The following is a 26,188-nucleotide window of genomic DNA, read 5'->3' on the forward strand; positions in this document are numbered from 1 at the left end:
GAGAGAGAGCCGATGGCTGCCGAAGTTTCGGACCTGATGACGTTCGACGAATTCATCACCCATTGGGCGGCCGACCGGCCCGAACGCATTGCAATGCGCGAAGAGGAGCGGGTCTTCACCTATGCCGAGTTGGAGGACCGCACTGCACGTGTCGCGAGCCTGCTGCTCGCCGCGGGGCTGCAAAAGGGCGACCGCATTGCGTGGATCGGCAAAAACAGCGACCTGTATTTCACGCTCTTTTTCGGCGCGGCGCGGGCGGGGATCGTCATGGCGCCGGTCGGCTGGCGGCTGTCGCCGGCCGAATGGGCCTATATCGCCAACGACACGCAGGCGAAGATCCTCTTTACCGGCCCCGGTTTCGAGGGCGCGGCGGCGCAGCTTGCCGGCAAGCTCGACCATGATCCGCGGATCATCGGCGCCGACGAAGCGCGTGCGCTGATCGGCAGCACGCCGCGCGGCGCCTTCGCCCCTTCGCGGGCCGACGACGCGGTGCTGCAACTCTATACTTCGGGCACCACCGGCAATCCCAAGGGGGCGGTGCTGTCGAACCGCAACCTGTTCGCGCTGCGCAAGAATTCGGCCGACGCCGACCTGGCCTATACCCGCTGGGAGGATGACGAGGCGGTGCTGGTCGCGATGCCCTGCGCGCATATCGGCGGCACCGGCCTTGGCATCATGGCGCTGGTGGCGGGACTGCCGGGCATCGTCCTGGCCGAGTTCAACCCCGACGGCGTGTTCGACGCGGTCGAGCAGCATGGCGTGACGCGCTTTTTCATCGTTCCCGCCGCGCTCCAGATGCTGTTGATGCACCCGCGCTGCGCCAGCGTCGATTACAGCCGGCTCAAATATATCCTCTATGGCGCCGCACCGATCCCGCTCGACCTGTTGCGCCAGTGCATCAAGATGTTCGGGGCGCAATTCATCCAGGCCTATGGGATGACCGAGACGACCGGCACCATCTGCATGCTGCCGCCCGAGGACCATGATCCCGAAGGCAACAAGCGGATGCGTTCGGCGGGCAAGGCGCTGCCCGGCGTCGAGATCCGCATCCTCGGCCCCGACGGCGAAGCGGTGCCGGTGGGCGAGGTGGGCGAAGTCGTCACCCGGTCGTCGAACAATATGCTCGGTTACTGGAACCTGCCCGACGCGACCGCCAGGACGATGACCGAGAGCGGCTGGATCCACACCGGCGACGCCGGCTATCTCGACGAGGACGGCTATTTGTTCATCCACGACCGGATGAAGGACCTGATCATCACCGGCGGCGAAAATGTCTATCCCGCCGAGGTCGAAAGCGCGATCTTTGGCCACCCCGCGGTGCAGGAGGTCGCGGTGATCGGCATCCCCGACGCCAAATGGGGCGAAACGGTGAAGGCGGTCGTGGTCGCGAAACCCGGGATGACCGTCGATGAAGCCGATATCATCGCCTGGGCGCGCGACCGCATCGCCGCCTTCAAGGCCCCGCGCAGTATCGACGTGATCGCGGCGCTGCCCAGGAATGCGTCGGGCAAGATCCTGCGGAAAGACCTGCGCGCGCCCTATTGGGAGGGGTATGAGCGGATGGTGAATTGAGCGGGCGGTAGGGGCCTTTTTCGGGGATCAAGAGGCCGCGCTCCTGGCGATTTTGGTGTGTTTTTCCGGCGCCGGGTCGTTGGCGGGGGTGGGCAGGCCGAAGAAGGCGCGCCGTGCGGCTTCGCCCGCGCGCTTGAGCGGGGCGAAGGCGGCTTCGCAGGCGGCGTCGAAGGCCTCTTCCTCGTCGGGGTCGAGGGTGCGTTCATAATCCTCGTCGCCGAAACGACCTTCCTCGATGCCGAGATAGTCCGCGGGGGGCGGGAAGTTGGTGCGCAGCTCGCCGGTGTCCGCATCGGGCCAGACGGACATCGCCGCGGCCGCCTCCTCGGGGGTCGGCTCGGCGTCGGGCTCGCCGTCGATCGTGGCGGAAAACTGCGCAACTTCATTCGCGATCGGGGTGTCGCGCCACAGGCTGGCGAGCGGGTTGGCGCGATTGTCGCGGCCGGCAAGCCAGAGCGCGAGCGCGGCATTATGCCCCTCTCCCTCGACATCGAACAGCGACAGGAAGCCGGTCCAGTCGCCGGCGATGAGCTGCGCGAACATTTCCTCGCCCGCCCGCGCGCGGGTCTCGACCATCTTGTCGAGCCGCGCGAGCATCGCGAGGCCGAGGCGCGAATCGATGCGGCGGCGCTTGGCGAAGCTGCGGCCTTCCTCGCGCAGCAGTTCGGCGGTCTCGTCATGCCCCCAGATCGCGCGGTCGAGCAGCTCGTCGACGAGCCGCCCGCGCGCGATCAGCACCGCGGCGGCGCAGCCGAGCTTGAACGCCGCGCCTTCGGGCCGCTGCTTGAGCTGATAGACGGAGGACGGCGACATGCCGACCTTGGCCGCCGAAATCTTCACCGACCCGTTGGCGGCGAGGCTTTCGAGAAAGTCGCGCTGGAGCGCCAGGGTCCAGTGGTAGCTGGCGGGGGCGGGAATATGCGCGGGGTTGTAAGCGTCGTCGTCCATCGATTCATCCTTTAGGTTATATGAAACCTATGAAGTGAACCATATGGGTGAAATGTAGGAAAGCGGAAAATGCGGGGGGCGATCCTATTTCGTCAGGGGCGGTGAAGAGGCCAAGGCGGTTTGGAATGAGAATCGCGCAGAGGCGCAGAGACGCAGAGGTGAAGAGCTTCTCCCTTTGCGATCTCTGCGTCTCTGCGCGATTCTCATGGAAGGCCGGGTTGCGACCGGAAGCCCGGACCTGTCCATTATCGTCACCCCGGAGCCTTCGACTGCCTTGCAGGCGGTCGGGAGAGCCTTGATCCGGGGCCCGCCTGCCTTGAAGAAATAGGCGGATCCCGGGTCAAGCCCGGGATGACGAAGGGGGGGTACGCACGACGCAGCACTTGCCGCGCTGGTTGTTCGTTCCGCCGGGTTCCCGCTTGCGCGGGGTTGACGAAGAGCGAGGCGTTGCGGCCTCGCGCTTACGCGCCGTTCGCCGCCGACAAAATTGCCCGCACGCTGGCCGTCGCGACGTCGGTGTCGAGGCCGCAGCCGAACAGGCTTTTGCCGCCCGCCGTGCGGCATTCGACATAGGCGGCGGCCTGGACATTGCTGCCCTGGCCGATCGCATGTTCGCTATAGTCGACGATGTCCATCAGCGGGCCGCCCGATTCGGCGAGCGCGGCGATGACGCTGCTCATCAGGCCGTTGCCGCGGCCGCTGACGCTGCGCATGGCGCCGTCGATGGTGAGCTTGCCGGCAAAGATGCGGTCGGGGCCGCTGTGCGTTTCGGACCAGTCGACGAGCTGGAAGCGCTGGCCCTCGGTGCCGAGATAGGTGCGCTCGAACGCCTGCCAGATGTCGTCGGCGCCAAGCTCGCGGCTCGTCTCGTCGGCGACTGCCTGGACGACATGGCTGAAGCTTGCCTGCATTTTCTTGGGCAGTTTCAGGCCCTTGTCTTGTTCGAGCACCCAGGCGACGCCGCCCTTGCCCGACTGGCTGTTGACGCGGATCACCGCTTCATAGCTGCGCCCCAGATCGGCGGGGTCGATCGGCAGGTAGGGCACCTCCCACTTTTCGTCATTCTGGCGTTCGCGCGCGGCGAAGCCTTTCTTGATCGCGTCCTGGTGGCTGCCCGAAAAGGCGGTGTAGACCAGTTCGCCACCATAGGGGTGGCGCGGATGGACGGGGAGCTGGTTGCAATATTCGACCGTCGCGATGACCTCGTCGATGTTCGAGAAGTCGAGCTGCGGATCGACCCCTTGCGTATACATGTTGAGCGCGATGGTGACGAGGCAGGTGTTGCCGGTGCGCTCGCCATTGCCGAACAGGCAGCCCTCGACGCGGTCGGCGCCCGCGAGCAGACCGAGTTCGGCCGCCGCGACGCCGGTGCCGCGGTCGTTGTGGGTGTGCAGGCTGATGATCGCCGCGTCGCGGTTCGGCAGATTCTTGCCGAAATATTCGATCTGGTCGGCATAGATGTTCGCGGTCGCCGCCTCGACCGTCGCGGGGAGGTTGAGGATGATCGGGTTTTCGGCGGTCGGTGCAAGGATGTCCATCACCGCTTCGCAGCATTCGAGGCTGAAATCCAGCTCGGCGGTCGAGAAGGTTTCGGGGCTGTATTCGAAACGCCAGTTGGTTTGCGGCAGGCGCGCGGCATTGTCGCGCAGTTGCCTGGCGCCCTCGATCGCGATCGCCTTGATCTCGGCCATTTCCATGCCGAAGACGATGCGGCGCCACGCCGGGCTGACCGCGTTATAGACGTGGACGATCGCGGTTTTCGCGCCCGCGAGGCTGTCGAAGCTGGTGCGGATCAGGTCGGCGCGGCTTTGCGTCAGCACCTGCGGCGTCACGTCGTCGGCGATGCGGCCGGTGCGGACGAGGTTCTGGATATAGTCGAAGTCGGTCGCGCCGCTGGCGGGGAAGCCGACCTCGATCTCCTTGAACCCGCTCTTGACGAGCAGGTCGAAGAAGCGGGTCTTCTTTTCGGCGTCCATCGGATCGATGAGCGACTGGTTGCCGTCGCGCAGATCGGTCGAAAGCCAGATCGGCGCCTTGGTGATGGTGCGGCCGGGCCATTCGCGGTTCGTCAAGGGAACCTGCGGGAAAGCCGAATATTTCGCGGACGGATCGCGGAGCATGGTCATGGGAATGTCTTCTTCTGCGGTTGCGCTATTGTGTCGGTCGGACCCTTGGGCGGGTGGCCGCGACTAGCGCGCAGCCAGTGTCACGCCCAAGGGCGTGTAAGTCGCAGAAGAAGGAGAGCGTTACCGCGCATGGCCGCTTCCATGATGCAAAATGCCGCGTGAAGCAAGGGGCGGCTGCGAAAATTTCATCGGCCTTCGCCGGGATGATGGAGCGGGGCTATTGTTTTTCGAACGCGGCGTGGATCTTGAGGTCGACCTGGTCGCTGACCATCGGGATGCCGAATCCGATGCCGAAATCGCTGCGGCGGATCGTCGCTTCGGCCCGGAAGCCGACGGTCTGCTTGCCGCCCATCGCGCCGGCGCCGTGGAAATCGACGTCGAGCGTCACCGGCCGGGTGACGCCGTTGAGGGTGAGATTGCCGATGACTTTCGCCTCGTCGCCGTCGTCATCGAGGACGACGCGGGTCGAGACGAAGCGGGCGTCGGCGGGCGCGGGGCCGAAGAAATCGGGCTTGCCGCCGTCCTTGCCGGGGCGCAGCAGATGGCTGGTCAGGCCCGCGCTCGCGGTGGTGATCTTTGCCACCGGGATCGTCACCTCGACCTTCGCCGCGGCGAGGTTGGCGGGATCGAGGACCAGCGTCCCGGTCACGTCGCCGAAGATGCCGGTGTAGGGACTGAAGCCGAGGTGATCGACCTGCCAGACGACCATCGTGTGATGGGGATCGGCGGCATAGGTGCCCGCGGTGACGCGGCTCCGATCGGGGGCGCCGGGTGCGCTCGCGGGCGGCTGGGCGATGACGGCGGGCACCGCGATGACGGCGAGCATCAGGGCGGCGAGCATCAGGGCGGCGAGAGCGGCGGGGGGAGCGAAGCGGCGCATATCATCTCCTTTGGGGGAGGCGCGACGCTAGGCCATGGCGGGCGCGAACGTCAACCAGCGCCTTGGAAACATGGCGTTTCCGTTTCCGGGTATCGCTAGCGGACGGCGTCGCCGATCAGCGAGAAGGGAGCCCAGGCGCTGGGGTGCGCCCAGCTTTGCAGGGCGTCGTCCTTGACCGGATTGTCGCGGATTTCGCGTTCGGCGCGTTGCAGCGCCTCGGCGCGCGAAAGCCGGGGGTCGGCGCGCATCAGCTCGAACAATCGCACGGTGAGCACCGCGGCGACATCGTCGCGCACCGGCCAGTGCGAGGCGAGCAGGCTTTCGGCGCCCGCGAAGAAAAAGGCGCGCGCGAGGCCCGAGAGGCCGGGCGCCCCGGCGCGGCCGTCGCCGGCGGCGGTGTTGCACGCCGACAGGATCACCCAGCGCGCGCCGAGGCGCAGGCCGGCGACTTCCGACGCGGTGAGCAGGCCGTCGTCGGCAAGACTGGCCCGGCGCGGCGGGGTGAAGACGAGGCCGGGCTCCTCGACATCCTGAAGCTCGCCCGCGATCAGGCCGTGCGTCGCGAGGAACAGCACCGACAGATGCGACAGGTCGCCGGTCTTGACCGCGGTTTCGGTCGCCGCATCGGCGAGGAACAGCCGGGTCCGCGCGGGACCGAACAGGGCTTGCAGCGCCTTGAGTTCGGCCTGGGTGCCCGGAAGGCGGGCGAGGCGGCGCAGCGTCGCGGGGTCGGCGAGCGCCGGCCCCGTATCGTCGGCGGCGCGCAGCAGGCCCTGCGCCAGCGAAGGGCCGCTGCCGCGCGTGCCGCGGATGCGGCCCGACACGCCGCGCGTCTCGGCGACGCCGTCGAGCAGCGGGTCGCCGAAGCCGACCATCGTGTCGCCGCCGCCATCGCCGCCGGGCCGGCGGGCCTCGACCGCGCGCAGCAGTTCGAGCGACTGGAGCGACGGAAGCTGGAGGATCGCGGCCTTGTCGGCGAGCCACGGCGTCGCGCGCAGCACCGCGGGATCGCCGTCGGCGCCGCTGGGCTTTTCGGTGACGAAGATGCCGAGCGGCAGCGACGAGATCGCGCCGCTGGCGGCGGTGAACAGGTGGCGCTTTCCGGCGAGCGCGGGCGCCAGCGGCGCGACGAGCCGGTCGTAGAGCAGGAAGGCGGTGCCGCGATCGAAGGGGAAATCGCCTTCGCCCTCGGCCGACCAGCGGTCATTCTCTTCGGGCGTGACGTCGATATTCGCGCCGACGTCCCATAACAGGCGGCGGACGCGCCCCGCCAGATCGGCCTCGGTCAGGTCGCTGCGGTGCCAGACAAGCCCCTCGCGCGTGACGACGAGGCTGTGGGTGCCGCGCTCGGTCGGCACGATCAACAGAAAGGCCTCGTCGGGGGCGAGCAGCGCCTGCGCCTTTGCGGCATCGAGCATTTCGGGGCGCACCAGTTCGAAATAGCCGGGGGTGGCGGCGGCCAGCCGGGCGTCGATCACCGCGAGCGCCTCGTTCGCGCCATGGATCTGGTCCCATAGGTCGCGGTCGGCGGCGCTGCCGGTCCTGACGCTTTCGGTGCGGGCAAAGAGCGCGGTCAGTTCGGCGGCTTTCGCATCGCGTTCGCCCAGGAGGGTCGCGGCGCCCGCGGCGGTGGCGGCGCGCGCGGCGGCGGCGCGGGCGAGGGCGCGCGACGTCCGCCCCGCCATCACGTCCTGCAGCACGAGCAAGGCGTCGGACCGGGCCTTGGGGTCGTCCGGCGCGGCTTCCCACAGGGCATTGGCATAGAGGCGCGACCAGTCGCCGAACGCCGTCTCGCCGGTGTGGAGTTCGGGGTTGCGCTCGGCACCCTCGATCATCTGTTCGTCGAGGACACCGAAGCCGAAACCGCGGCGATAGGCGAGCGAAGCGGCGGCGGCGAGGCGCGCCGAGGAGACCGCGGCGGCGGGATCGCCGACGTCGAGCGCGAGCCGGGCGTGGTCGGCCGCGGCCATGCCGAGCGCCTTGCCCTCGACCGTGCGGCCGCGCGGGACGCTGCGCTCGGCGGCTTCGGCGAGCGTCGCCTCGTCATGTTTCCACGCGGCGAGCACGGCGCCGAGGATCGCGGCGCCTTCGCCCGGACGGCCATCCTCGGCGAGCGAGCGGCCGAGCGCGCGCACGGCGTAGAGCGTATCGCTCGATCGGTCGCCCTGAAGCTTGCGCCGGATCGCGAGCGCGCGTGAGCGCAGCGCGGCATCCTCGGCCCAGCGCCTGGCCGAATAATATTCGAAAGCGAGCAGTTGCAGCGCGTCGGCGTGTTCGATGCTTTCGTCGCCAAAGAAATCGGCGGTCAGCTTGGCGCGGTCGGCGAGCAGCGCGATGCGGCCTTCCTTGTCGGCATAGGGTGTATCGCGAAGCTGCTGCTTGTTCTCGGCGAGCCGCTGGTCGAATGCGGCCTTGCGGGCATCGTCCTGCGCCGCCGGGGTCTGCGCGTGGAGCGGCGCGAGGGGGAGGGCCAGCCCGGCGAGCAGCATCCCGGCAAGCAGCATCGGCCCGATCGCTTGCATCATACGCATCGCCCATCCCCCGTCGGCAAGCCCGTGAAAGGGGTTAGGGATATTCCGCCAGCGACGCAAATGGTCGCGAGGACCGCGATGACGCAGGCGTCGCCGTCAATGCGCCGCGGCGCGCCGTTCCTCGAACCATTGGCGCAGCATGGCGGAGGTGCAGCCGGTATAGCCATAGCTGCCGACCGGCGAGCAACTGTTCGGCCGGCTCGCCGCGGCGGCGCCGTAGTGATTGTCCTCGACCGCCGAGGCCCAGGAGCCGCCGCCGACGGCGACCTCCTCATCCTGATGGCGCAGCGCCTTCGGGACGCGGTAGCGATCGGTTTCGGGTTGGCGCGCGCAGACGACGATCTCGTCGCCCTCGGCCTCGGGGCACGGCTCGTCGCCATAGGTATAGAGAATCGACACGCGCTCGGGCGGGGTGGAGGTCTGCGCGAGATCCCCGTCCTGCGCATGCGCGGCGGCGGCGGGAAAGAGCGCCGCCAGGGACAGGAGAAGGGAAGCCGGTTTCATCTTTGCGCGCATGTCCCGAAAATTCGTCCCCTGATACCAGCATAAGGGACGAAGATGAACCTGAGCAGAATTGGCGGAGTGGGAAGCCAGTGCGCGCGGACATCAATCCGGTCCGTCGCCCGCGCGAGGGCGACGAGCTTGTTCCTTAAAGCTCGTCCAGCGAACCCGCGATTGCGGCCCACACCTGCGCCAGATCGTCGGGGGTGATGCAATAGGGGGGCATGACGTAGACGGTATTGCCGAGTGGGCGGAGGAGGACGCCGCGGTCGCGGTAATAAGCGATCAGGCGCGGGGCGAGGGTGGAGAGATAGCCCGAGTCCGGCACGGCGATGTCGAGCGCGGCGATCGTGCCGAGGCGGCGGGGGTTCCGAACGCGCGGGTCGTGGGCGAGCAGCGACAGATGCGCGGCCTGCGCGTCGGCGAGCGCGTCGATGCGGTGCTGGACGGGCTCGTCGCGCCAGATGGCGAGATTGGCGCCCGCGGCGGCGCAGGCGATCGGGTTCGCGGTGTAGCTCGACGAATGATAGAAGGTCTTGCTGCGGTCCGCCGAAAAATGGGCGGCGAAGATCGGTTCGATACAGAGGGTGACGGCAAGCGGGATCGCGCCGCCGGTCAGCCCCTTCGACAGGCAGACGATGTCGGGGGTCACCCCCGCCTGATCGCAGGCGAAGCGGGTGCCGGTGCGGCCCCAGCCGGTCATCACTTCGTCGGCGATGAACAGCACGCCGTGGCGGGCGCAGATCGCGCGCATCTCGGCCAGCACCCAGGCGGGATAGACCAGCATCCCGCCGGCGCCGAGGATCAGCGGCTCGACGATGAAGGCGGCGGGCTTTTGTGCGCAGGCGGCTTCGAGCGCGTCGAGGCTTGCCTGTTCCTGTCCATCGCGCGGGAAGGGGATGGTGCCGACGTCGAACAGCAGGGGCTGCCAGGCGCGGTTATAGACGCCGCGTTCGCCGACCGACATCGCGCCGATTGTGTCGCCGTGATAGCTGTGCTCCATCACCAGGATGCGGCTGCGCGCCTCGCCGATGTTGAACCAATAGCCGAGCGCCATTTTCAGCGCGACCTCGACGCTGGTCGAACCCGAGTCCGAGAAGAAGACGCGAGTCAGCGGGTCGGGGGTGATGCGGATCAGCTCGGCGGCGAGGGTCTCGGCGGGCTCGTGGGTCCAGCCGGCGAAGATGAGCTGGTCGAGCTTTTCGCTCTGTTCGCGGATCGCGGCCATGATGCGCGGGTGGCCGTGGCCGTGGGTGGTGACCCACCAGCTCGAGATCGCGTCGATCCAGCGCTGGCCGTCGGCGTCGTAGAGGCACGCGCCGTCGGCGCGGGCGATCAGCGGAATCGGATCGCCGAGGCCGTGCTGGGTGAAGGGGTGCCAGATGGGGCTATTCGTCATTTCAGCCACCAACATTCCCAGTTGCACCCTCGCGGTTCGAATTGCCACCCTGCGGGTGGTGTCATGCGTTCGCTGGGTTCCCGCTTTCGCGGGAATGACGAATAGGGAGAGGTCATCGGAAATCTGCGAGGTTGAAGTTCGTGTGAAACGCGGCGGACAGCGTTTCCGGCGTCAGCGGCTCGACGATCGGCAAACGGCCCAATCGGCGCACGCCGCCGATTTCCGCGATAATCGCCTCGCTGTCTTCCACCGCGTCGCCGATGAAGGCGATGCCGTGTACGGGCACGCGGCGCGATTTCAGCGCCTCGATCGTCAGCAGACTGTGGTTGATCGTGCCGAGGGCGGTGCGCGCGCAGACGATGACGGGGATTTGCCAGCGCGCAAACAGGTCGGCGTAGAGCCATGTGCGGGTGACGGGAACGAGCGCGCCGCCGGCGCCCTCGATGAGCAGGTCGCCCGCGGGTGGGGTGAGGGCGTCGGGGTCGAGAATGATGCCGTCGATCTCGGCGGCGCGGTGCGGCGAAGCGGGGGTGACGAGGCGGTAACCCTCGGGATGGATGGGAACGCCCGCGAGCCGCGCGACGGCTTCGCTGTCGGTCTCGTCTTCGAGGCCCGACTGGATCGGCTTCCAATAGGGAATGCCGAGCGCGCCCGCGAGCGCGGCGGAAAAGACGGTCTTGCCGATGCCGGTGTCGGTGCCGGTGACGACGAAGCGCGGCATCAGGCGTCGGCCATCGCGGCGGCGAGCGCGCCCGTCATCGCGTCGACCTCACGCTCGCCGACGTTGAGGGTGATCGCGATGCGAAGGCGCGCGGTGCCGTGCGGGACGGTCGGCGGGCGGATGCCGCGGACGTCGAAGCCCGCCGCCTGCAGCGCAGCGGCGATCCGCATCGTGCGGGCGTTGTCGCCGATGACGACCGGGATGATCTGGCTGCCGCTGGCGGGAAGGCCGAGCGCGGCGAGGCGCATTTCGGCATGGCGGACGAGACCGTGAAGGCGCGCCGACCGCTCGGGCTCGTTCGCGACGATTTCGAGCGCCTGGCGGACGAGCGACGCCATCAGCGGCGACGGCGCGGTCGAGAAGATGAAGGGGCGGCCGCGGTTGACGATGAAGTCGCGGACGATCGCGGGCCCGCAGAGCAGGGCGCCCTCGCAGCCGAGCGCCTTGCCGCAGGTGTGGAGCGTGATCAGATTGTCGCACGGGGCGAGGTCGTGCGCGAGGCCCTGGCCCGCGGGGCCATAGACGCCGGTGGCATGGGCTTCGTCGACGACGAGCACCGCGTCGTGACGGCCCGCGACCGCGGCGAGATCGGCGAGCGGGGCGCGGTCGCCCTCCATCGAATAGAGGCTTTCGACCGCGATCCACGGCGTGCCGCTGCCGCCGCCGCGCCGCCAGCGCGCGATGATGTCGTCGAACGCCTGCGCGTCATTGTGGCGGGCATCGACGCGGCCGGCGCGGCCAAGCTTCATGCCGTCGTGCGCGCTGGCGTGGATCAGCTCGTCATGGACCACCAGGTCGCCGCGCTGCGGCAGCGTCGCGAACAGCGCGGCGTTGGCGGCGAAGCCGGTGGGGAAGAACAGCGCCGCCTCGCTGCCATAATGGCGCGCGGCGTGGGCTTCGAGCGCCTCATGCTCTTCATGATTGCCGCGCAGCAGCCGCGAACCGCCCGACCCCGCGGGAAGTCCGCGCGCGACGCCCGCCGCGAGCGCTTCGTTCAGCGCATAGGAGCCGGCGAGCGCGAGATAGTCGTTCGAGGCGAAGTCGGTCCCGGCGCGCGGGGCGAGCGCGCGGCGGCGGTCGTCGGCGGCGAGCGCGGCGAGGTTCTTGTGGTGGGCGTGGAAGGGAGAAGCGGTCATCAAACTCTCTTACCCGTCATTGCGAGCGGAGCGAAGCAATCTCCAGCCCTCTGCTTGCGCAAGGCCGATAGCTGGAGATTGCTTCGTCGCTACGCTCCTCGCCATGACGACGAAGAACAGGGCGTCAGTTGACCGCCTTGTCGACCAGCTTGTTCTTGGCGATCCACGGCATCATCGCGCGGAGCTGCGCGCCGGTCTGTTCGATCGGATGCGCGGCGGCGGCCTTGCGGCTCGCCTTCAGCTCGGGCTGGCCGGCCTGGTTGTCGAGGACGAAATCCTTGACGAAGCGGCCCGACGTGATGTCGGCGAGGACACGCTTCATTTCGGCCTTGGTCTCGTCGGTGATGATGCGCGGGCCGGTCTTGATGTCGCCATATTCGGCGGTGTTCGAGATCGAATAGCGCATGTTGGCGATGCCGCCTTCATAGAGGAGATCGACGATCAGCTTGGTTTCGTGGAGGCATTCGAAATAGGCCATTTCGGGGGCGTAGCCCGCCTCGACCAGCGTTTCGAAACCCGCCTGGATCAGGTGGGTGACGCCGCCGCAGAGCACCGCCTGCTCGCCGAACAGGTCGGTCTCGCACTCTTCCTTGAAGGTGGTTTCGATGATGCCGCTGCGGCCGCCGCCGACGGCGCTGGCATAGCTCAAGGCGAGCGCCTTGGCGTGGCCGTTGCCGCTGTTGCCGCTGGCTTCCTGCGCGACCGCGATCAGACAGGGGACGCCGCCGCCGCGCTGATATTCGCTGCGCACCGTGTGGCCGGGGCCCTTGGGCGCGACCATGAACACGTCGATGTCGTCGCGCGCCTCGATCAGCCCGAAATGGATGTTGAGGCCATGCGCGAACGCGAGCGCGGCGCCGGGCTTCAGATGGTCGGCGAGGTCGTCATAATAGATTTTCGCCTGCAATTCGTCGGGAGCGGCGATCATGATGACATCGGCCCAGGCGGCGGCTTCCTTGTTCGACAGCACCTTGAAACCCGCGCCTTCGGCCTTCTTCGCGGTCGCCGAACCCGGACGAAGCGCGATCGCGACCTCGCGCACGCCGCTGTCGCGGAGATTCTGCGCATGGGCGTGGCCCTGGCTGCCATAGCCGAGGATGGCGACCTTCTTGTTCTTGATCAGATCCTGGTCGGCGTCGCGATCGTAGTAAACCTGCATAGGAAAAACCCCTTCATGTGCTCAATTATTTGTCATCCCGGCGAAAGCCGGGATCTTGACGGTGCGGCAAGCCGCGAGGGTGCGATCCCGGCCTTCGCCGGGATGACGGTGTGTAGAAACTCTAAAGCGCCTCCGCGCCGCGGGCGATGGCGACGACGCCGGTGCGGCCGACCTCGACCAGCCCGCATTCGCGCATCAGGGCGATGAAGCGGTCGACCTTGTCGCTGTTGCCGGTGATTTCAAAGATGAAGCTGGTCAGCGTCGTGTCGACCACCTTGGCGCGAAAGACGTCGGCCATGCGCAGCGCCTCGATGCGCTTGTCGCCGGTGCCCGCGACCTTGACCAGCGCGATCTCGCGCTCGACATGCGCCTCGTGGTCGGCAAGGTCGACGACCTTGTGGACGGGGACGAGCCGGTCGAGCTGCGCGATGATCTGGTCGATCACCGGCGGCGGGCCCGAGGTCACGATGGTGATGCGCGACAGCGCGTGGTCGGCGGTGATGTCCGCCACGGTCAGGCTTTCGATATTATAGCCGCGCGCGGTGAACAGGCCGGTGATCTTGGCGAGCACCCCGGCTTCGTTGTCGACGGTGATGGCGAGCACATGGCGCTCGCCGGCTTCGGTGGTGATTTTCATTATTCCTCCCCGGAACGGGGAGGGGGACCACCGAAGGTGGTGGAGGGGCGCCCTCGCCCAAATGCTGCGCTATGGGGCACGTGCCCCTCCACCATGCTTTGCATGGTCCCCCTCCCCCGATGGGGGAGGATCGTGTCGGCTGTCATCATCACACCAGTGCTTTCGCTTCGTCGTCCATCGTGCCGACGATGTCGTTCGGCTGGAGGATCATGTCGGTGTGCGCCGCGCCCGACGGGATCATCGGGAAACAGTTGGCGAGTTTGGCGACGCGGCAGTCGACGATCACCGGGCCGGGGGTGTCGATCATCGTCCGGATGCCGTTCTCGAGCTGACCCAGCGTGTCGATGCGCAGGCCCGTCCAGCCATAGGCGTCGGCGAGCTTGACGAAATCGGGCAGGCTGTCCGAATAGCTGTTCGAATAGCGGCTTTCGTAGGTCAGTTCCTGCCACTGGCGGACCATCCCCATCCATTCATTGTTGAGGATGAAGATCTTCACCGGCAGGCGATATTGCGCGACCGTGCCCATTTCCTGGATGTTCATCTGCAAGCTGGCTTCGCCCGCGATGCAGACGACGAGGCGGTTCGGGTGCGCGATCTGCGCGCCGACCGCGGCGGGAAAGCCATAGCCCATCGTGCCGAGCCCGCCGCTGGTCAGCCAGCGGTTGGGGGCCGAGAAGCCGAAATGCTGCGCCGCCCACATCTGATGCTGGCCGACCTCGGTCGTGATGATCGGGTCGCGGCCGCGGGTCGCGTCGAACAGCGCCTTGACCGCGCGCTGCGGCATGATGTCGGCGTCCGGCTCCTTCTTTTCGGGGAAGTCGAGGCAGCGCGTCGCGCGCCAGCCGTCGACGCGGCGCCACCATTCGCCCAGGTCGCGCGCCTTGTGGCCCCGGTCGGCCCACGCCGCGACCAGCGCGTCGAGCGCGCGGCCGGCGTCGCCGACGATCGCGAGGTCGATGGGGACGATCTTGTTGATCGAGCTGCGGTCGATGTCGATGTGAATCTTCTTCGCCTCGGGCGCGAAGGCATCGAGGCGGCCGGTGACGCGGTCGTCGAAGCGCGCGCCGACCGCGATGATCAGGTCGGCGCGGTTCATCGCCATGTTCGATTCATAGGTGCCGTGCATGCCGAGCATGCCGAGCCATTTCGGATCGTCGGCGGGAAAGGCGCCGAGGCCCATCAAGGTCGAGGTGATCGGCGCGCCGGTCAGCGACACGAGCTGGCGCAGCGCCGCGCTGGCGCCGGGACCGGCGTTGATCACGCCGCCGCCGGTGTAGAAGACCGGGCGTTCGGACGCGGCGATCATGTCGATCGCGGCGGCGATCGCGCTCGCGTCGGGGTTGACCTGCGGGCGGTAGCTCGCGTGCTGGATGATCTCGGGCACCGAATAGGTGCCGGTCGCGACCTGCACATTCTTCGGAATGTCGATCACCACCGGGCCGGGGCGGCCGTGGGTCGCGATATGGAAGGCCTCGTGCATGATCGGGCCGAGCCGGTCGGGGTCCATCACCAGATAATTATGCTTGGTGCAGTGGCGCGTGATGCCGACGGTGTCGCATTCCTGGAAGGCGTCGGTGCCGATCAGGGTCGTCGGCACCTGGCCGGTCAGCACGACCATCGGGATCGAATCGAGCAGCGCGTCGGTGATGCCGGTGACGGCGTTGGTCGCGCCGGGGCCCGAGGTGACGAGCACGACGCCGGGCTTGCCGGTCGAGCGCGCATAGCCCTCCGCCGCGTGGGTCGCCGCCTGTTCGTGGCGGACGAGAATATGCTGGATCGTCGGATGCTTGTAGAGCGCGTCATAGATGGGAAGGACCGCGCCGCCCGGATAGCCGAACACTGTGTCGACCCCAAGGTCGACCAGCGCCTGAACCACCATGTCGGCACCGCTCATTTCCGTCACGACGAAACTCCTTTTCAACAGCTAAAGCCTGCGCTTGTGCGCTGCAACAAGGCTGCGGGCAATAGGTATATGATTCTATCTTGTCAACAGTCTATTACGCAATATTATTGCTAATTCATAGATGGAATCGATGTTTAATGACATTGCGTGGCGCAGCCAATCGGCGGGCGGCTGGTGGCGTAACCAGGTGAATTGGCGCTTGGCATATTGGCGGGTGGCGGCCTGCGCCTGCGTCAGCGCGTCGTCGCGGCCGATCGCGCCGGCGAGGTAAGCCGCGATCTGCGGCACGCCGATCGCGCGCATCGCGGGAAGATCGGGGTCGAGATCGCGGGCCAGCAACGCCTCGACCTCGGCGATCGCGCCCTGCTCGAACATCTGGACGAGGCGCCGGTCGCACCGTTCGCGCAGTTCATCGCGCGGGGGGAGGAGGACCAGCGGGGCGAGGGTGATCGCATCGATGATGCCGCCCTCACGCGCCTGCTGCCAGTCGCCGAGCGTGCGGCCGGTCGCGCGGACGACCTCGAGCGCGCGGGCGACGCGGGTGGTGTCGGCGGGGTTCAGCCGCGCGGCGGCTTCGGGATCGGCCTGGACCAGCGCGGCATGGGCTTCGGGGACCGGCAGCGCGCGGACGGCGGCGCGGATGTCGGGGTCGATCGCGGGCACCGGGGCGATGCCGAACAGCAAGGTGCGCAGATAGAGGCCGGTGCCGCCGACGAGGATGGGAATATTCCCCGCCGCGTGGGCGCGGCCGATCGCATCGCGTGCTTCGGCCGCCCAGCGCGCGACATTATGCGCCTCGGCTGCGTCGATATGGCCGAAGAGATGGTGAGGAACGCCGCCCATCTCCGCCGTCGTCGGGCGCGCCGACAGGATGGCGAGGTCGGCATAGACCTGGCTCGCGTCGGCGTTGACGACGATCGCGTCGCCACAGGCTTTCGCGACCGCGACCGCCAAAGCGCTCTTGCCGCTGGCCGTGGGTCCGGCGATAAGCACGACGGGCGGTCGCCCGCGAATGGAAGAGACAGAAGGAGAAGCCATGTTCGTTGCCACGCTGATAGCAGCCGGGAAGCTCACCGACGAGGTGGTTCGCGAAGCGATCGACCGGCTCGACACGACGGGGCACGATGTCGGCGCTCCGCACTGGATCGACGAGCATGACGCGGCCGATATCTTCTTTCAGGGCAGCCTGGTCAGCGCGCGCGCCGAACTGGCGAAAATGGATCATGGCACGCTCGACGTCGTCGTCCAGCCGTTCGGCGACCGCACCAAGAAATTGATCATCGCCGACATGGATTCGACGATGATCACGGTCGAATGTATCGACGAACTGGCCGATTATGCCGGGATCAAGGACCAGGTCGCGGCGATCACGGCGAAGGCGATGCGCGGCGAGGTCGATTTTCGCGGCGCGCTGACCGAACGGGTCGCGCTGCTGCGCGGGCTGGACGAGAGCGTGCTGGCCGAATGCCGGGTCGAGCGCGTGCGGCTGACCCGCGGCGCGCGCACGCTGGTCCAGACGATGAAGGCGCATGGCGCGCATTCGGTGCTGGTGACGGGGGGCTTCACCGCCTTCGCGGGGCCGGTGGGCGAAGCGATCGGGTTCGACACGGTCGTCGCGAACAGGCTGCTGATCGAGGACGGCAAGCTGACCGGCACGGTGAGTGAGCCGATCGTCGACAAGGACGCCAAGCTCGAGACGCTGAAGCGCGAAGCGGCGAAGCACGGCCTGCCGCTGGGCGACACGCTGGCGGTCGGCGATGGCGCGAACGATATTCCGATGCTGACCGCGGCGGGGCTGGGCGTCGGCTATTACCCGCACCCCGCCGCCGCCGAAGCCGCCGCCGCGGTGATCCGGCATCACGATCTGACCGCGCTGCTCTGGGCGCAGGGCTATTCGCGGCGGAGCTGGGTGCTGGGGTAGGGGCGAGGCGGGGGACTGCGGTCCCGGAATGGGGACAGCCGGTTTCGAGCAGTTGTTGCCGCAATCAGCGTGGCGAGCCGTCATAGAAGCCGCATCCCCGAGCGAAGACGAGGGGCTCTGCCGAGCGAAGTCGAGGCAGCGGAGGCGCGCGGTTCTCGCTCCGCTCGAACGAGCCCCTCGTCTTCGCTCGGGGATGCGGTCTATTGGGTTTCCCCTAGGAGACCCACGGCCGCTTCCCACCCCTAAGCCGACGGAACGGAAGGCCCTATTGGCTGACCACCAGGCATGCCTGGCCGCGCTTGCGGACCGTGGCGCAGAGGGTCTCGGCGTCGGCCTTGCTGGCGAAACCGGCGGTCTGGAGGCGGGTGACGGCGCCCGCCTTGGCATAGACGGGCGAGCGCCCGGCGACCGCGGGATAGGATTTCTGGAGCGTCTTCCACAGATTGCGCGCGTTCGCTTCGACCCCGAAGGCGCCGAACTGCGCGCGCCACGAGCTGGTGCCGGTGTGGACGGCGACGGCCTTCGCGGGTTGCGGCGCGGGTTGCGGCGCGGGTTTTGGGGCCGGTTGGGCCTTCGGCGGCAGTTTGCCGCTTTCGGGCGGCGCGGCGTAGCTGGTGCCGGGCGTGCCGCCCCTCGCCGCAGCGGCGGCGGCGGTGGCTTCGCTGGCGGCGGTCGCGGCGGCGACGGCGGCCGGGGTCGAGAGCGTCGGCGCGGGTTTCGCCGGGGCCGGTGCGGGCGCGATCACCGGCGGCGGCGTGTAGGTGGCGCCGGGCGCCGAGACCGGCAGGCTCGCGATCCTGATCGGCGACGGTACGGGCTTGGCGGGGGCGGGCGGCGCGGCGGCGTTCACCGCGGCGAGGCGCGCGCGCGCTTCGTCCTTTTCGATCTGCGGCAGCATCGCGAGCCCGGCCTGGCGCTGGTCGAGCGAGATCAGATTGTCGAGCTGGACGAGCCGCGCCGAGGCGATGCCGAGCCCGGCGTCGCTCGCGCGCTTGGTCAGCGCATAGGCGCGCGGCCAGTCCTTCGCGGCATAGTCGCCGTTGAACATCGCGGTGCCGAGGACATATTGCGCCCGCGGTTCGCCGCGCGCGGCCGAATCCTTGATATAGGGCATCGCCTCGTCGCGCTTGTTCGCGGTGAAGAGGATGAGGCCGAGATTATCCTCGGCCTGGAGGTGGCCCTGCTTCGCGGCACGGCGATACCAGCTTTCGGCCTGGACGAGGTCGGCGGGAACCCCGCGGCCAAGCTTGTAGGCCTGGCCGAGGTTGAATTCGGCATCGGCGTCGCCCGCCACCGCGAGCGGGCGCCATTCGGCGACCGCTTTTTGATAATCGCCCGCCTGCCAGGCGTCGACGCCCGCCTTGACATCGGCGTGCGCGGGCGCGGCGAGCGCGAGGAGCGGCAGGGCCAGAAAGGCGGCGGCGCGGAAAGATCGCATCTTCTTTCTCCAGTGACTTGCGACGGCGGCCCTATCCCTAAATGGCTAACAGCCTGTTAGCATCCCCTGGGGGTGAACCGACTCCGTGCCGGATCGGGACAGGATGAGATCAACGATCCCTTTACCATAGCTGTGCGCAACCCGTTTACCGTCTTTTTATCATCGTTAACTCAATTTTAGCGCCCTGCATGGCATCCCGTCGCCGATTTCAGATTGTCGAGGGGGACAATAGTGCGCGTTTTGGCATTGGCTTCACAGAAAGGCGGGTCGGGAAAGACCACCCTGTCGGGGCACCTTGCGGTGCAGGCGCAGCTCGCCGGCGCCGGGCCGGTGGTGCTCATCGACATCGACCCGCAAGGCTCGCTCGCCGATTGGTGGAACGAGCGCGAAACCGACCTTCCGGCCTTTGCGCAGACCACCGTCGCGCGGCTGGCCTCCGACCTCGAGATCTTGCGCCAGCAGGGCTTCAAGCTGGCGGTCATCGATACGCCGCCGGCGATCACCATGGCGATCCAGAGCGTGATTTCGGTCGCCGAGCTGATCGTCGTCCCGACCCGCCCCAGCCCGCACGACCTGCGCGCCGTCGGCGCCACCGTCGACCTGTGCGAACGCGCGGGCAAGCCGTTGGTGTTCGTCGTCAACGGTGCGACCCCCAAGGCGAAGATCACCAGCGAGGCCGCGGTCGCGCTGTCGCAGCACGGCACCGTCGCGCCGATCACGCTGCACCATCGCACCGATTATGCCGCGTCGATGATCGACGGCCGCACGGTGATGGAAGTCGATCCCAACGGCCGATCGGCCGAGGAAATCCGCCAGCTGTGGACCTATATCAACGATCGGCTGGAAAAGAATTTCCGCCGCACCATCTTCTCCTCGCCGATGCCCGCGCAGCCGGGCTATGGCACCGTCCGCCCGATGGGCGGTGGCTTCGGCCGCCGCATCGCTGGCCAGTAAGGGAGCGGGAAGATGGGCGAACCCAAACCTCTCGCTTCGCTGTCCGCCGGACTGCTTGCCCGCAAGGGCGGCGCGCGTCCCGCGATGCGCCGCGCCCCGCTGGGCAGCGGTCCCACCGCGCCGATGGCCGGTGAAGGCTATGACGATCTGGGCTGGAACGACATGGGTTATGATGTCGACCCCGACCAGAATGCGGCGACCGAACCCGCGCGCATGGTCGACCTGAAACCGCTGCTCGCCGGATCGGTGCTGATGCACAATGCCGAGGCCGAACAGGCCGTTGCCGACGCGCCGGGTCATGCCCTGATGCCCGAATTCGCGCCCGAGTTCTCCGACGCGCTGGCGCCGGACTTCGTCCCCGAAACGGTCGAGGTTCCCGAGATCGTGCGTCAGCAGGAATCGCTGATCGACCGCGTCGCCGCCGTGGCGCGCAAGGTCGAGGCGCGTCCGGCGCCGAAGCCGAAAACGGAGCGCGCGCCGCGGGCGCTGCGGGCACGCGAGAAAGCGGCGTTCACGCTGCGCCTCGATGCCGAGCGCCACCTGCGCCTGCGCCTTGCGAGCGCGGTGACGAACCGCTCGTCGCAGGTCATCCTGATCGACCTGCTCGACGAATATCTGGCGTCGCTGCCCGAAATCGACGCGATGGCGAGCCGCCTGCCGGCGGCACGGCCGGCGCGCCGGACACTGGCGTCCTGAACGACATGGGGGGATATTCGATGAACCGCAAATTGCTGAGGAACCTCGCGGTTTCGGGCTTCGCGCTGAGCGTCGTCACCGGATGCAGCGGGATGGCGAAGATGGCGAACGCCGCGCCCGAATCGAACCGTGCGCCCGCGACCGCCGCGAAGGCCGCCGACAAGGCGCGCGACGCGCTGGAAGCCGGCAAGCCGACCAAGGCGGTCGCGCTCGCCGAAGCCGCGGTCGCCGCAAGCCCGCGCGACGCGGGCTATCGCGCCTTGCTGGGCCAGGCTTATCTTAACGACGGGCGCTTTTCGTCGGCGACTTCGGCGCTGAGCGATGCGATGGAACTGGGCGCGAAGGACAGCAATACCGTTATCGCGCTGACTCTCGCCTATATCGCGCAGGGCAAGAATGATCAGGCGGGCGATCTGTTGAAGCGCAATTTCAACGTCGTTCCGGCATCGGACATGGGCCTTGCGCTGGCGCTGACCGGCGACACCAATTCGGCGATCTATATGCTGACCGAAGCCGCGCGGGCGCCCGACGCCACCGCGCGGACGCGGCAGAATCTGGCGCTGGCGTTCGCGCTGTCGGGCCGCTGGGCGCAGGCGCGCATCCTGGCCGCGCAGGATTTGTCGCTCGACAAGGTCGAGGCGCGGATGCTCGAATGGTCGAAGCTCGCCGAACAGCCCGATGCGCGCCTGCGCGTCGCCAGCCTGCTCGGCACCGCCGCGCAGGCCGACGCCGGCATGCCGGTGCGCCTGGCGCTGAACAATGCCGACGGCGCCGCCATGGCGGCCGCCGACGCGCCGATCGAACTGGCGAGCGCCGACCCGGCGCCGGTCGCCGACCCGGCGCCCGTCGCGACTTTTGCACCGCCGCCGCCTGTCGAGGCCGCGCCGGTGCTCGCTTCGGCCGATCCGAGCCCGATCCGCACGGTCGAACTGCCGATGCCGACGCGCGACGAAAATGGCGTCGTGCCGGTCACCGAACTGCCGCAGCCGAAACCGGCCGAGATCATTCTGGCCGACGCCAAACCCTATCGCGCCGCGCCACGTGTCGCGGGCGGGCGCGTCGAGGCGATTCGCCCGGCGCAGCAGCAGGCGCTGGAACTGGCGACGAAGATCCTGCCCAAGGCGATGGCCTTCAACGCCAGCAAGCCTTCGGGCTGGGCGGTGCAACTCGGCGCCTATGACAGCCTGGGCATCGCCAAGGAAAAATGGGGCGTGCTGAAACGGCGGAGCGCGATGCTCGGCCAATATCCGGCATCGAGCCACGCCGCGGTGGTGAACGGCCGCACCTTCTATCGCCTGACCGTCAACGGCCTTGCGACCCGCAGCGATGCGTCGATGCTGTGCGGCGAACTCAAGGCCAAGGGTCAGGCCTGCTTCATCCGCCAGATGGGCGGCAGCGAGAGCATCCAGTGGGCGTCGGTGGCAAAGCCGGTGCGCATGGCGGCGCGCTGAACGATTTGGGGGCCTCGCGCAAGCGAGGGCGAAGTTTGGGGGCCTCCCGCAAGCGGGAGGACAGGGGAGGGGCGCGGCTGCGGGGCCGCGCCTCTTTTCTGTTTTGGGGCTAACGACCGATAGCGGCCAAAAGCGATCCTCCCCCACGGGGGGAGGGGGACCACCCGAAGGGTGGTGGAGGGGCACAGGAGGTTTGCGCCGCGTTCGGCCGAAAGAGCCGCACATTTCCAACGCTGGGTCGCGCATATTATTTCAACGGCAAGGCAGGCCGACTGTGCCCCTCCACCATGCTTCGCATGGTCCCCCTCCCCGTGCCGGGGAGGATCGGAAACGTCCGCTCTCCACCCCAAAGCCGCCTTCAGCCCTGCGAGCTTCCCGGCAGCCGCGCCAGCGTCGCGACGAGTTGGGCCTGGCTGGTTGCGCCGGTCTTGCGGAAAATGCCTTTGAGCAGGAAGCGCACGGCGTTGAGGCTGACGGCGCGGAGGGCGGCATAGTCCTGGAGCGTCTGCCCGGCCGCGAGGGCGACCGCGAGGCGCGCTTCGGCGGGGGTCAGGCCGAACCATTGCGCGACGCGGTCGATCTCGATCACCGGGGTTTCGCCCGGCGCGCTGCCGAGGGTGACGACCAGCGCGGCGCCGAACTGCACGCCGCCGATCTGCTCCGCCGACTGGCGCGTGATGCGCGCGGCGAGCACCGGGCATTCGGCGCCCGCCTCGCTCACCGCCTGAAAGGCGAGGCCCGCGGGCGCGGGACCGCGGGCGAGGTCGAGCAGCTTTTTCTGGCTGGCGCCGTGGGTGAAAGCGAAACGGTCGCCGGCGAGACGGATGAAGCCCGCCTCGGCATAGCGCGCGGCGCGGCTGTTCGCGGCGAGGATAGCCAGTTGCTCGTCGAGGCTGAAGATCGCGAAGGGCGCGGCGTCGGCGGCGGCGCGCGCGGCGCCGGCCGCGAGTTCGAGCGAGGCGATGCGGTCGCTGATCCGCATCGCGCGCTGGATATGCGGCGCGAGGATGCGCAGGCCGCGCTTCAGCTTTTCGGTGTCGCGGTCGCCGGGGCCGGGGATCATCAGCCCCAGTCGCTCGCCCTCGCGCCGGTCGAGCAGCACGCCGACGAGCCGGTCGATCCCATAGGGCATCAGGAAGTTGCGGAAAAACTCGGTCTCGTAAAATTCCTCGCGGGTGACGATGTCGTAGCTGTCGACGACGCTGCCGTTCGGGTAGCGCGAGAATCGCTGCGACCAACTGTTCGTCCCGGCGTAGACCGCGGTGTAGATTTCCTGAAGCCCCGCGGCGAGGCCCGAGGCGGCGACGAAGTGCGCGCGCGGCGGATGGTTGCTTTCCCACAGGATGAAGGCCGATTCCCAGCGCAGTGGGCAGAGCGCGCCGGTGATGCGCGCGAGCGTGTCGTTCCAGCGTTCGGGATGGAGCACCGAATCATAGATGCGGCCGATCAGCGCGTTCAGCACCTCCCACTCGGCGGCGGTGTCGTCCTCGGTCGATGTCGTAACGGGTTCGATCGGCACGCTTGTCCCCGGCTGAAAAGAGCGGCGGCGGGATTCGTCGCGGACGTCCCCTGACGTAGAAACAATGCGGCGGAAAAAATTGCAATGCTACCCGATCGGGTAGCGAAATCGTCACCGCGATCGGCCATTCACGCCGGGCGACCCAGGCACGGGATGATCCACCATGGTCGTTCCGTTTTTTCTCGAAGCCCGCCGGTTCGCCGACGGGCTTCCTTTTTTGCCTGTCGCGGCGGCTGTCACGGCCTCGGCGGAGCTTGTTCCCCCGCGAAGGCGGGGGTCCATCTCCCGGCATATTGTTCTGAACATGCTCTGCCCGATAACGAGATGGCAGGTGATGGGCCTCCGCCTTCGCGAGGGAACATGGTAGGGGGCTACCCTGATGCCACCCATCGGCGCTATCCAATGTCAGCGGATGCGCTGGCCGCCCTTCCATAGCATCGTTGCGCGGCCCTGCACCGGCATGCCGTCGAAGGGGGTGTTGCCGGCCCAGGCCGCCATCTTCTTTGCATCGACCTGCCACGGTGTGCCGTCGTTGATCAGGATCAGGTCGGCCTCGCACCCCGGCGCGAGGCGGCCGACGTCGAGGCCGAGCAGCTTGGCCGGGTTCGCGGCGAGCAGGTCGAACAGGCGCGCGGGGGTGACATGGCCGTCGCGGACGAGTTGCAGCCCCATCGCGAGCAGGGTCTCGGCGCCCGCCATGCCGGGAAGCGCCTCGGCAAAGGGGAGGCGCTTGTCCTCCGGCCCGCGCGGATCGTGACCCGAGGCGAGGATGTCGATCGTGCCGTCGGCGACGGCGGCGAGGCAGGCGTGGCGATCGTCTTCCGAGCGGAGCGGCGGCGACAGCCGCGCGAAGGTGCGAAAATCGCCGATCGCGGTGTCCGAAAGGAAGAGATGCGCGGGGGTGATGCCGCAGGTGACGGGGAGGCCGCGTGCCTTGGCCTCGCGGACGAGGCCCAACCCGCGCGCGGTGGTGACCTGGCGGAAATGGATCGGCGCGCCGGTTTCCTCGACCAGGCAAAGGTCGCGCGCGATCGCCATCGCTTCGGCGATCGCGGGGGCCGAGGCGAGGCCGAGCCGCGTCGCCATCTCGCCATCGGTCGCGACCGCGCCGTGGGTCAGGCCTTCATCCTCGGCATGCGCGATGACGGTGAGGCCGAGCGCGGCGGCGTAGGCGAGGACGCGGCGCATCACCCCGGCGTCGGCGATGCGCGCGCGGCCGGTGGCGACGGCGCGCGCGCCCGCCTGTTTCATCAGGCCGATCTCGGCGAGTTCCTTGCCCGCGAGGCCCTTGGTGGCGGCGGCGAGCGGGTGGACCCAGAGGTCGGGCTTGCCGCCCTTGGCGGCGCGCTCGACCAGCCCTGAATTGTCGAGCGGGCCGCTGTCGGGCATCAGCGCGGCGCGGGTGATGCCGCCGAAGTGGAAAGCCGGCTTGTCGGTCGCGAAAACGCCGAGGTCGATGATGCCGGGGGCGAGCCACTGGCCCTTGGCGTCGATACGCTCGCAGCCGTCGGGGATTTCGGCCGGGTTGAGCGCGGCGATGCGGCCGTGGGCGACGAGCAGGCTGACGGTCTCACCGCCGAGCAGGCGCGCGTTCGTGATCAGGAGCGGGTTCAGTTCCATCCCGCTACTCCCCGCTTGCGGCGTGTCAAAATGTCGAGGCAGGCCATGCGGACGGCGACCCCCATTTCGACCTGTTCGGTGATCGTCGAGCGGGTGGGGTGGTCGGCGATGCTGCTGTCGATCTCGACCCCGCGGTTCATCGGGCCGGGGTGCATGACGATCGCATCGGGCCTCGCGCGTTCGAGCCGCTTGGGCGTCAGGCCATAAAGCGCGTGATATTCGCGCGGGCTGGGCAGATAGGCGCCGTCCATCCGCTCGTTCTGAAGGCGGAGCATCATCACGACGTCGGCGTCCTTCAGTCCCTCGTCCATGTCCGTGAAGGTCTGGACGTGCATCCGCTCGATCGCGGGCGGGATCAAAGTCGGCGGCGCGACGACGCGCACCTCGTTGCCGAGCAGCGTGAGCGCGAGGATGTTCGAGCGCGCGACGCGGCTGTGCAGCACGTCGCCGCAGATCGCGACGGTCAGCCCCTCGACCTTGCCCAGGCGGCGGCGGATCGTCAGCGCGTCGAGCAGCGCCTGCGTCGGATGCTCGTGGCGGCCGTCGCCAGCGTTGAGCACCGGGCAGTCGACCTTGTCGGCGATAAGCTGCACCGCGCCCGACGAGGCATGGCGGATGACGATCGCGTCGGCGCGCATCGCGTTGAGCGTCATCGCCGTGTCGATCAGCGTCTCGCCCTTCTTCACGCTCGACTGTGCGGCGTGCATGTTGACGACGTCGGCGCCGAGCCGCTTTCCCGCGATCTCGAACGACAGCAGGGTGCGCGTCGAATTTTCGAAAAAGGCGTTGATGATGGTCAGCCCGGCGAGCCGGTCGTCATGCTTGGCGGCGCCGCTGCGGTTCATTTCGACCCATTGTTCGGCCGCGTCGAGGACGTAGCTGATCTCCCAAGGGGTGAGCTGGGCGATGCCGGTCAGGTGGCGATGGCGAAAGGCATCGCCGCCGGGCGGATAGTCGCTGGCGGGTCGGGTGGTGGAGGGTGTCATTAAAGGGCAGCGTCTAGGATAGGCTTGCGATTTTCGCAAGCAAAGATCCTCCCCGGAACGGGGAGGGGGACCATGCGAAGCATGGTGGAG

At 68.2% G+C, this 26,188-nt stretch carries 21 protein-coding genes; 5 read left to right on the top strand and 16 right to left on the bottom strand.

Annotated elements, in window-relative coordinates; genetic code table 11:
* Window positions 1-12: 12 nt before the first annotated feature.
* Window positions 13-1,572: a fatty acid--CoA ligase gene (locus CVO77_RS16360; protein ID WP_105999961.1), complete on the top strand. Its 1,560-nt coding sequence runs from the start codon at window positions 13-15 to the stop codon at window positions 1,570-1,572.
* A gap of 27 nt (window positions 1,573-1,599) precedes the next feature.
* On the opposite strand, the gene CVO77_RS16365 is transcribed toward CVO77_RS16360, so the two are convergent.
* From CVO77_RS16365 to miaA, 12 genes are all read right to left on the bottom strand, one after another.
* Window positions 1,600-2,520: a hypothetical protein gene (locus CVO77_RS16365; protein WP_105999962.1), complete on the bottom strand. Its 921-nt coding sequence runs from the start codon at window positions 2,518-2,520 to the stop codon at window positions 1,600-1,602.
* 461 nt (window positions 2,521-2,981) lie between these two features.
* Window positions 2,982-4,646, bottom strand: a complete 1,665-nt coding sequence (leuA, locus tag CVO77_RS16370; protein WP_105999963.1) for a 2-isopropylmalate synthase — start codon at window positions 4,644-4,646, stop codon at window positions 2,982-2,984.
* A 217-nt stretch (window positions 4,647-4,863) separates the two neighbouring features.
* Window positions 4,864-5,526: a YceI family protein gene (locus CVO77_RS16375; RefSeq protein ID WP_105999964.1), complete on the bottom strand. Its 663-nt coding sequence runs from the start codon at window positions 5,524-5,526 to the stop codon at window positions 4,864-4,866.
* 95 nt (window positions 5,527-5,621) lie between these two features.
* Complete coding sequence (locus CVO77_RS16380; RefSeq protein WP_105999965.1) at window positions 5,622-8,057, bottom strand: CHAT domain-containing protein; 2,436 nt, start codon at window positions 8,055-8,057, stop codon at window positions 5,622-5,624.
* 96 nt (window positions 8,058-8,153) lie between these two features.
* Window positions 8,154-8,561, bottom strand: a complete 408-nt coding sequence (locus tag CVO77_RS16385) for a hypothetical protein (RefSeq protein ID WP_242445986.1) — start codon at window positions 8,559-8,561, stop codon at window positions 8,154-8,156.
* Between the two features lie 145 nt (window positions 8,562-8,706).
* The gene (locus CVO77_RS16390; protein WP_106000900.1) at window positions 8,707-9,957 is read right to left on the bottom strand and encodes an adenosylmethionine--8-amino-7-oxononanoate transaminase; all 1,251 of its coding nucleotides are present in this window, start codon (window positions 9,955-9,957) and stop codon (window positions 8,707-8,709) included.
* 112 nt (window positions 9,958-10,069) lie between these two features.
* Window positions 10,070-10,678 carry a dethiobiotin synthase gene (gene bioD / locus CVO77_RS16395; protein WP_192878838.1) on the bottom strand — a complete coding sequence of 203 codons (609 nt, stop codon included), beginning with the start codon at window positions 10,676-10,678 and terminating at the stop codon, window positions 10,070-10,072.
* Window positions 10,678-11,814, bottom strand: a complete 1,137-nt coding sequence (locus CVO77_RS16400; RefSeq protein WP_105999968.1) for an 8-amino-7-oxononanoate synthase — start codon at window positions 11,812-11,814, stop codon at window positions 10,678-10,680. The genes bioD and CVO77_RS16400 overlap by 1 nt, the downstream gene beginning before the upstream one ends.
* Window positions 11,815-11,938: 124 nt before the next feature.
* Window positions 11,939-12,973, bottom strand: a complete 1,035-nt coding sequence (ilvC, locus tag CVO77_RS16405; protein WP_105999969.1) for a ketol-acid reductoisomerase — start codon at window positions 12,971-12,973, stop codon at window positions 11,939-11,941.
* Window positions 12,974-13,094: 121 nt separating this feature from the next.
* A complete protein-coding gene (gene ilvN / locus CVO77_RS16410) occupies window positions 13,095-13,610 on the bottom strand; it encodes an acetolactate synthase small subunit (RefSeq protein WP_105999970.1) in 516 nt (171 codons plus the stop codon).
* Between the two features lie 148 nt (window positions 13,611-13,758).
* Entirely contained in the window at window positions 13,759-15,513 is a 1,755-nt protein-coding gene (gene ilvB, locus CVO77_RS16415; protein WP_192878839.1) for a biosynthetic-type acetolactate synthase large subunit, read from the bottom strand.
* A 75-nt stretch (window positions 15,514-15,588) separates the two neighbouring features.
* Complete coding sequence (gene miaA, locus CVO77_RS16420; RefSeq protein WP_105999972.1) at window positions 15,589-16,551, bottom strand: tRNA (adenosine(37)-N6)-dimethylallyltransferase MiaA; 963 nt, start codon at window positions 16,549-16,551, stop codon at window positions 15,589-15,591.
* Between miaA and serB the strand changes: the two genes are divergently transcribed.
* Window positions 16,550-17,434, top strand: coding sequence for a phosphoserine phosphatase SerB (serB, locus tag CVO77_RS16425; RefSeq protein WP_105999973.1), 885 nt, complete (start codon window positions 16,550-16,552; stop codon window positions 17,432-17,434). The genes miaA and serB overlap by 2 nt on opposite strands.
* A gap of 265 nt (window positions 17,435-17,699) precedes the next feature.
* Here serB and CVO77_RS16430 read toward each other — a convergent pair whose 3' ends face one another.
* Window positions 17,700-18,872 (bottom strand): SPOR domain-containing protein, encoded by a 1,173-nt coding sequence (locus CVO77_RS16430; RefSeq protein ID WP_105999974.1) that lies wholly within the window; start codon window positions 18,870-18,872, stop codon window positions 17,700-17,702.
* A 231-nt stretch (window positions 18,873-19,103) separates the two neighbouring features.
* Between CVO77_RS16430 and CVO77_RS16435 the strand changes: the two genes are divergently transcribed.
* The 3 genes from CVO77_RS16435 to CVO77_RS16445 are packed head-to-tail and all read left to right on the top strand — an operon-like array spanning window position 19,104 to window position 21,973.
* Window positions 19,104-19,826 carry a ParA family protein gene (locus CVO77_RS16435; protein ID WP_105999975.1) on the top strand — a complete coding sequence of 241 codons (723 nt, stop codon included), beginning with the start codon at window positions 19,104-19,106 and terminating at the stop codon, window positions 19,824-19,826.
* 12 nt (window positions 19,827-19,838) lie between these two features.
* A complete protein-coding gene (locus CVO77_RS16440; RefSeq protein ID WP_105999976.1) occupies window positions 19,839-20,522 on the top strand; it encodes a hypothetical protein in 684 nt (227 codons plus the stop codon).
* Between the two features lie 20 nt (window positions 20,523-20,542).
* Complete coding sequence (locus CVO77_RS16445) at window positions 20,543-21,973, top strand: SPOR domain-containing protein (RefSeq protein WP_105999977.1); 1,431 nt, start codon at window positions 20,543-20,545, stop codon at window positions 21,971-21,973.
* 358 nt (window positions 21,974-22,331) lie between these two features.
* Here the strand turns inward: CVO77_RS16445 and CVO77_RS16450 are convergent, their stop codons facing one another.
* From CVO77_RS16450 to CVO77_RS16460, 3 genes are all read right to left on the bottom strand, one after another.
* Complete coding sequence (locus CVO77_RS16450; RefSeq protein ID WP_105999978.1) at window positions 22,332-23,492, bottom strand: helix-turn-helix transcriptional regulator; 1,161 nt, start codon at window positions 23,490-23,492, stop codon at window positions 22,332-22,334.
* 405 nt (window positions 23,493-23,897) lie between these two features.
* Window positions 23,898-25,112: a dihydroorotase gene (locus CVO77_RS16455; protein WP_105999979.1), complete on the bottom strand. Its 1,215-nt coding sequence runs from the start codon at window positions 25,110-25,112 to the stop codon at window positions 23,898-23,900.
* A complete protein-coding gene (locus CVO77_RS16460) occupies window positions 25,103-26,098 on the bottom strand; it encodes an aspartate carbamoyltransferase catalytic subunit (RefSeq protein ID WP_105999980.1) in 996 nt (331 codons plus the stop codon). The genes CVO77_RS16455 and CVO77_RS16460 overlap by 10 nt, the downstream gene beginning before the upstream one ends.
* Window positions 26,099-26,188 lie beyond the last annotated feature (90 nt).

The sequence above is a fragment of the Sphingopyxis lindanitolerans genome, from assembly GCF_002993885.1.
Taxonomy (GTDB): Bacteria; Pseudomonadota; Alphaproteobacteria; order Sphingomonadales; family Sphingomonadaceae; genus Sphingopyxis; species Sphingopyxis lindanitolerans.

Bases quoted from the DNA above. Each gene is read 5' to 3' on its own strand.
- CVO77_RS16365 (WP_105999962.1), bottom strand. From the start codon at position 2,520: ATGGACGACGACGCTTACAACCCCGCGCATATTCCCGCCCCCGCCAGC.
- leuA (WP_105999963.1), bottom strand. From the start codon at position 4,646: ATGACCATGCTCCGCGATCCGTCCGCGAAATATTCGGCTTTCCCGCAG.
- CVO77_RS16380 (WP_105999965.1), bottom strand. From the start codon at position 8,057: ATGCGTATGATGCAAGCGATCGGGCCGATGCTGCTTGCCGGGATGCTG.
- serB (WP_105999973.1), top strand. From the start codon at position 16,550: ATGTTCGTTGCCACGCTGATAGCAGCCGGGAAGCTCACCGACGAGGTG.
- bioD (WP_192878838.1), bottom strand. From the start codon at position 10,678: ATGCCGCGCTTCGTCGTCACCGGCACCGACACCGGCATCGGCAAGACC.
- CVO77_RS16375 (WP_105999964.1), bottom strand. From the start codon at position 5,526: ATGCGCCGCTTCGCTCCCCCCGCCGCTCTCGCCGCCCTGATGCTCGCC.
- CVO77_RS16400 (WP_105999968.1), bottom strand. From the start codon at position 11,814: ATGACCGCTTCTCCCTTCCACGCCCACCACAAGAACCTCGCCGCGCTC.
- CVO77_RS16445 (WP_105999977.1), top strand. From the start codon at position 20,543: ATGAACCGCAAATTGCTGAGGAACCTCGCGGTTTCGGGCTTCGCGCTG.
- CVO77_RS16390 (WP_106000900.1), bottom strand. From the start codon at position 9,957: ATGACGAATAGCCCCATCTGGCACCCCTTCACCCAGCACGGCCTCGGC.
- CVO77_RS16460 (WP_105999980.1), bottom strand. From the start codon at position 26,098: ATGACACCCTCCACCACCCGACCCGCCAGCGACTATCCGCCCGGCGGC.
- ilvC (WP_105999969.1), bottom strand. From the start codon at position 12,973: ATGCAGGTTTACTACGATCGCGACGCCGACCAGGATCTGATCAAGAAC.
- CVO77_RS16430 (WP_105999974.1), bottom strand. From the start codon at position 18,872: ATGCGATCTTTCCGCGCCGCCGCCTTTCTGGCCCTGCCGCTCCTCGCG.
- CVO77_RS16360 (WP_105999961.1), top strand. From the start codon at position 13: ATGGCTGCCGAAGTTTCGGACCTGATGACGTTCGACGAATTCATCACC.
- ilvN (WP_105999970.1), bottom strand. From the start codon at position 13,610: ATGAAAATCACCACCGAAGCCGGCGAGCGCCATGTGCTCGCCATCACC.
- CVO77_RS16455 (WP_105999979.1), bottom strand. From the start codon at position 25,112: ATGGAACTGAACCCGCTCCTGATCACGAACGCGCGCCTGCTCGGCGGT.
- CVO77_RS16440 (WP_105999976.1), top strand. From the start codon at position 19,839: ATGGGCGAACCCAAACCTCTCGCTTCGCTGTCCGCCGGACTGCTTGCC.
- CVO77_RS16385 (WP_242445986.1), bottom strand. From the start codon at position 8,561: ATGAAACCGGCTTCCCTTCTCCTGTCCCTGGCGGCGCTCTTTCCCGCC.
- miaA (WP_105999972.1), bottom strand. From the start codon at position 16,551: ATGGCTTCTCCTTCTGTCTCTTCCATTCGCGGGCGACCGCCCGTCGTG.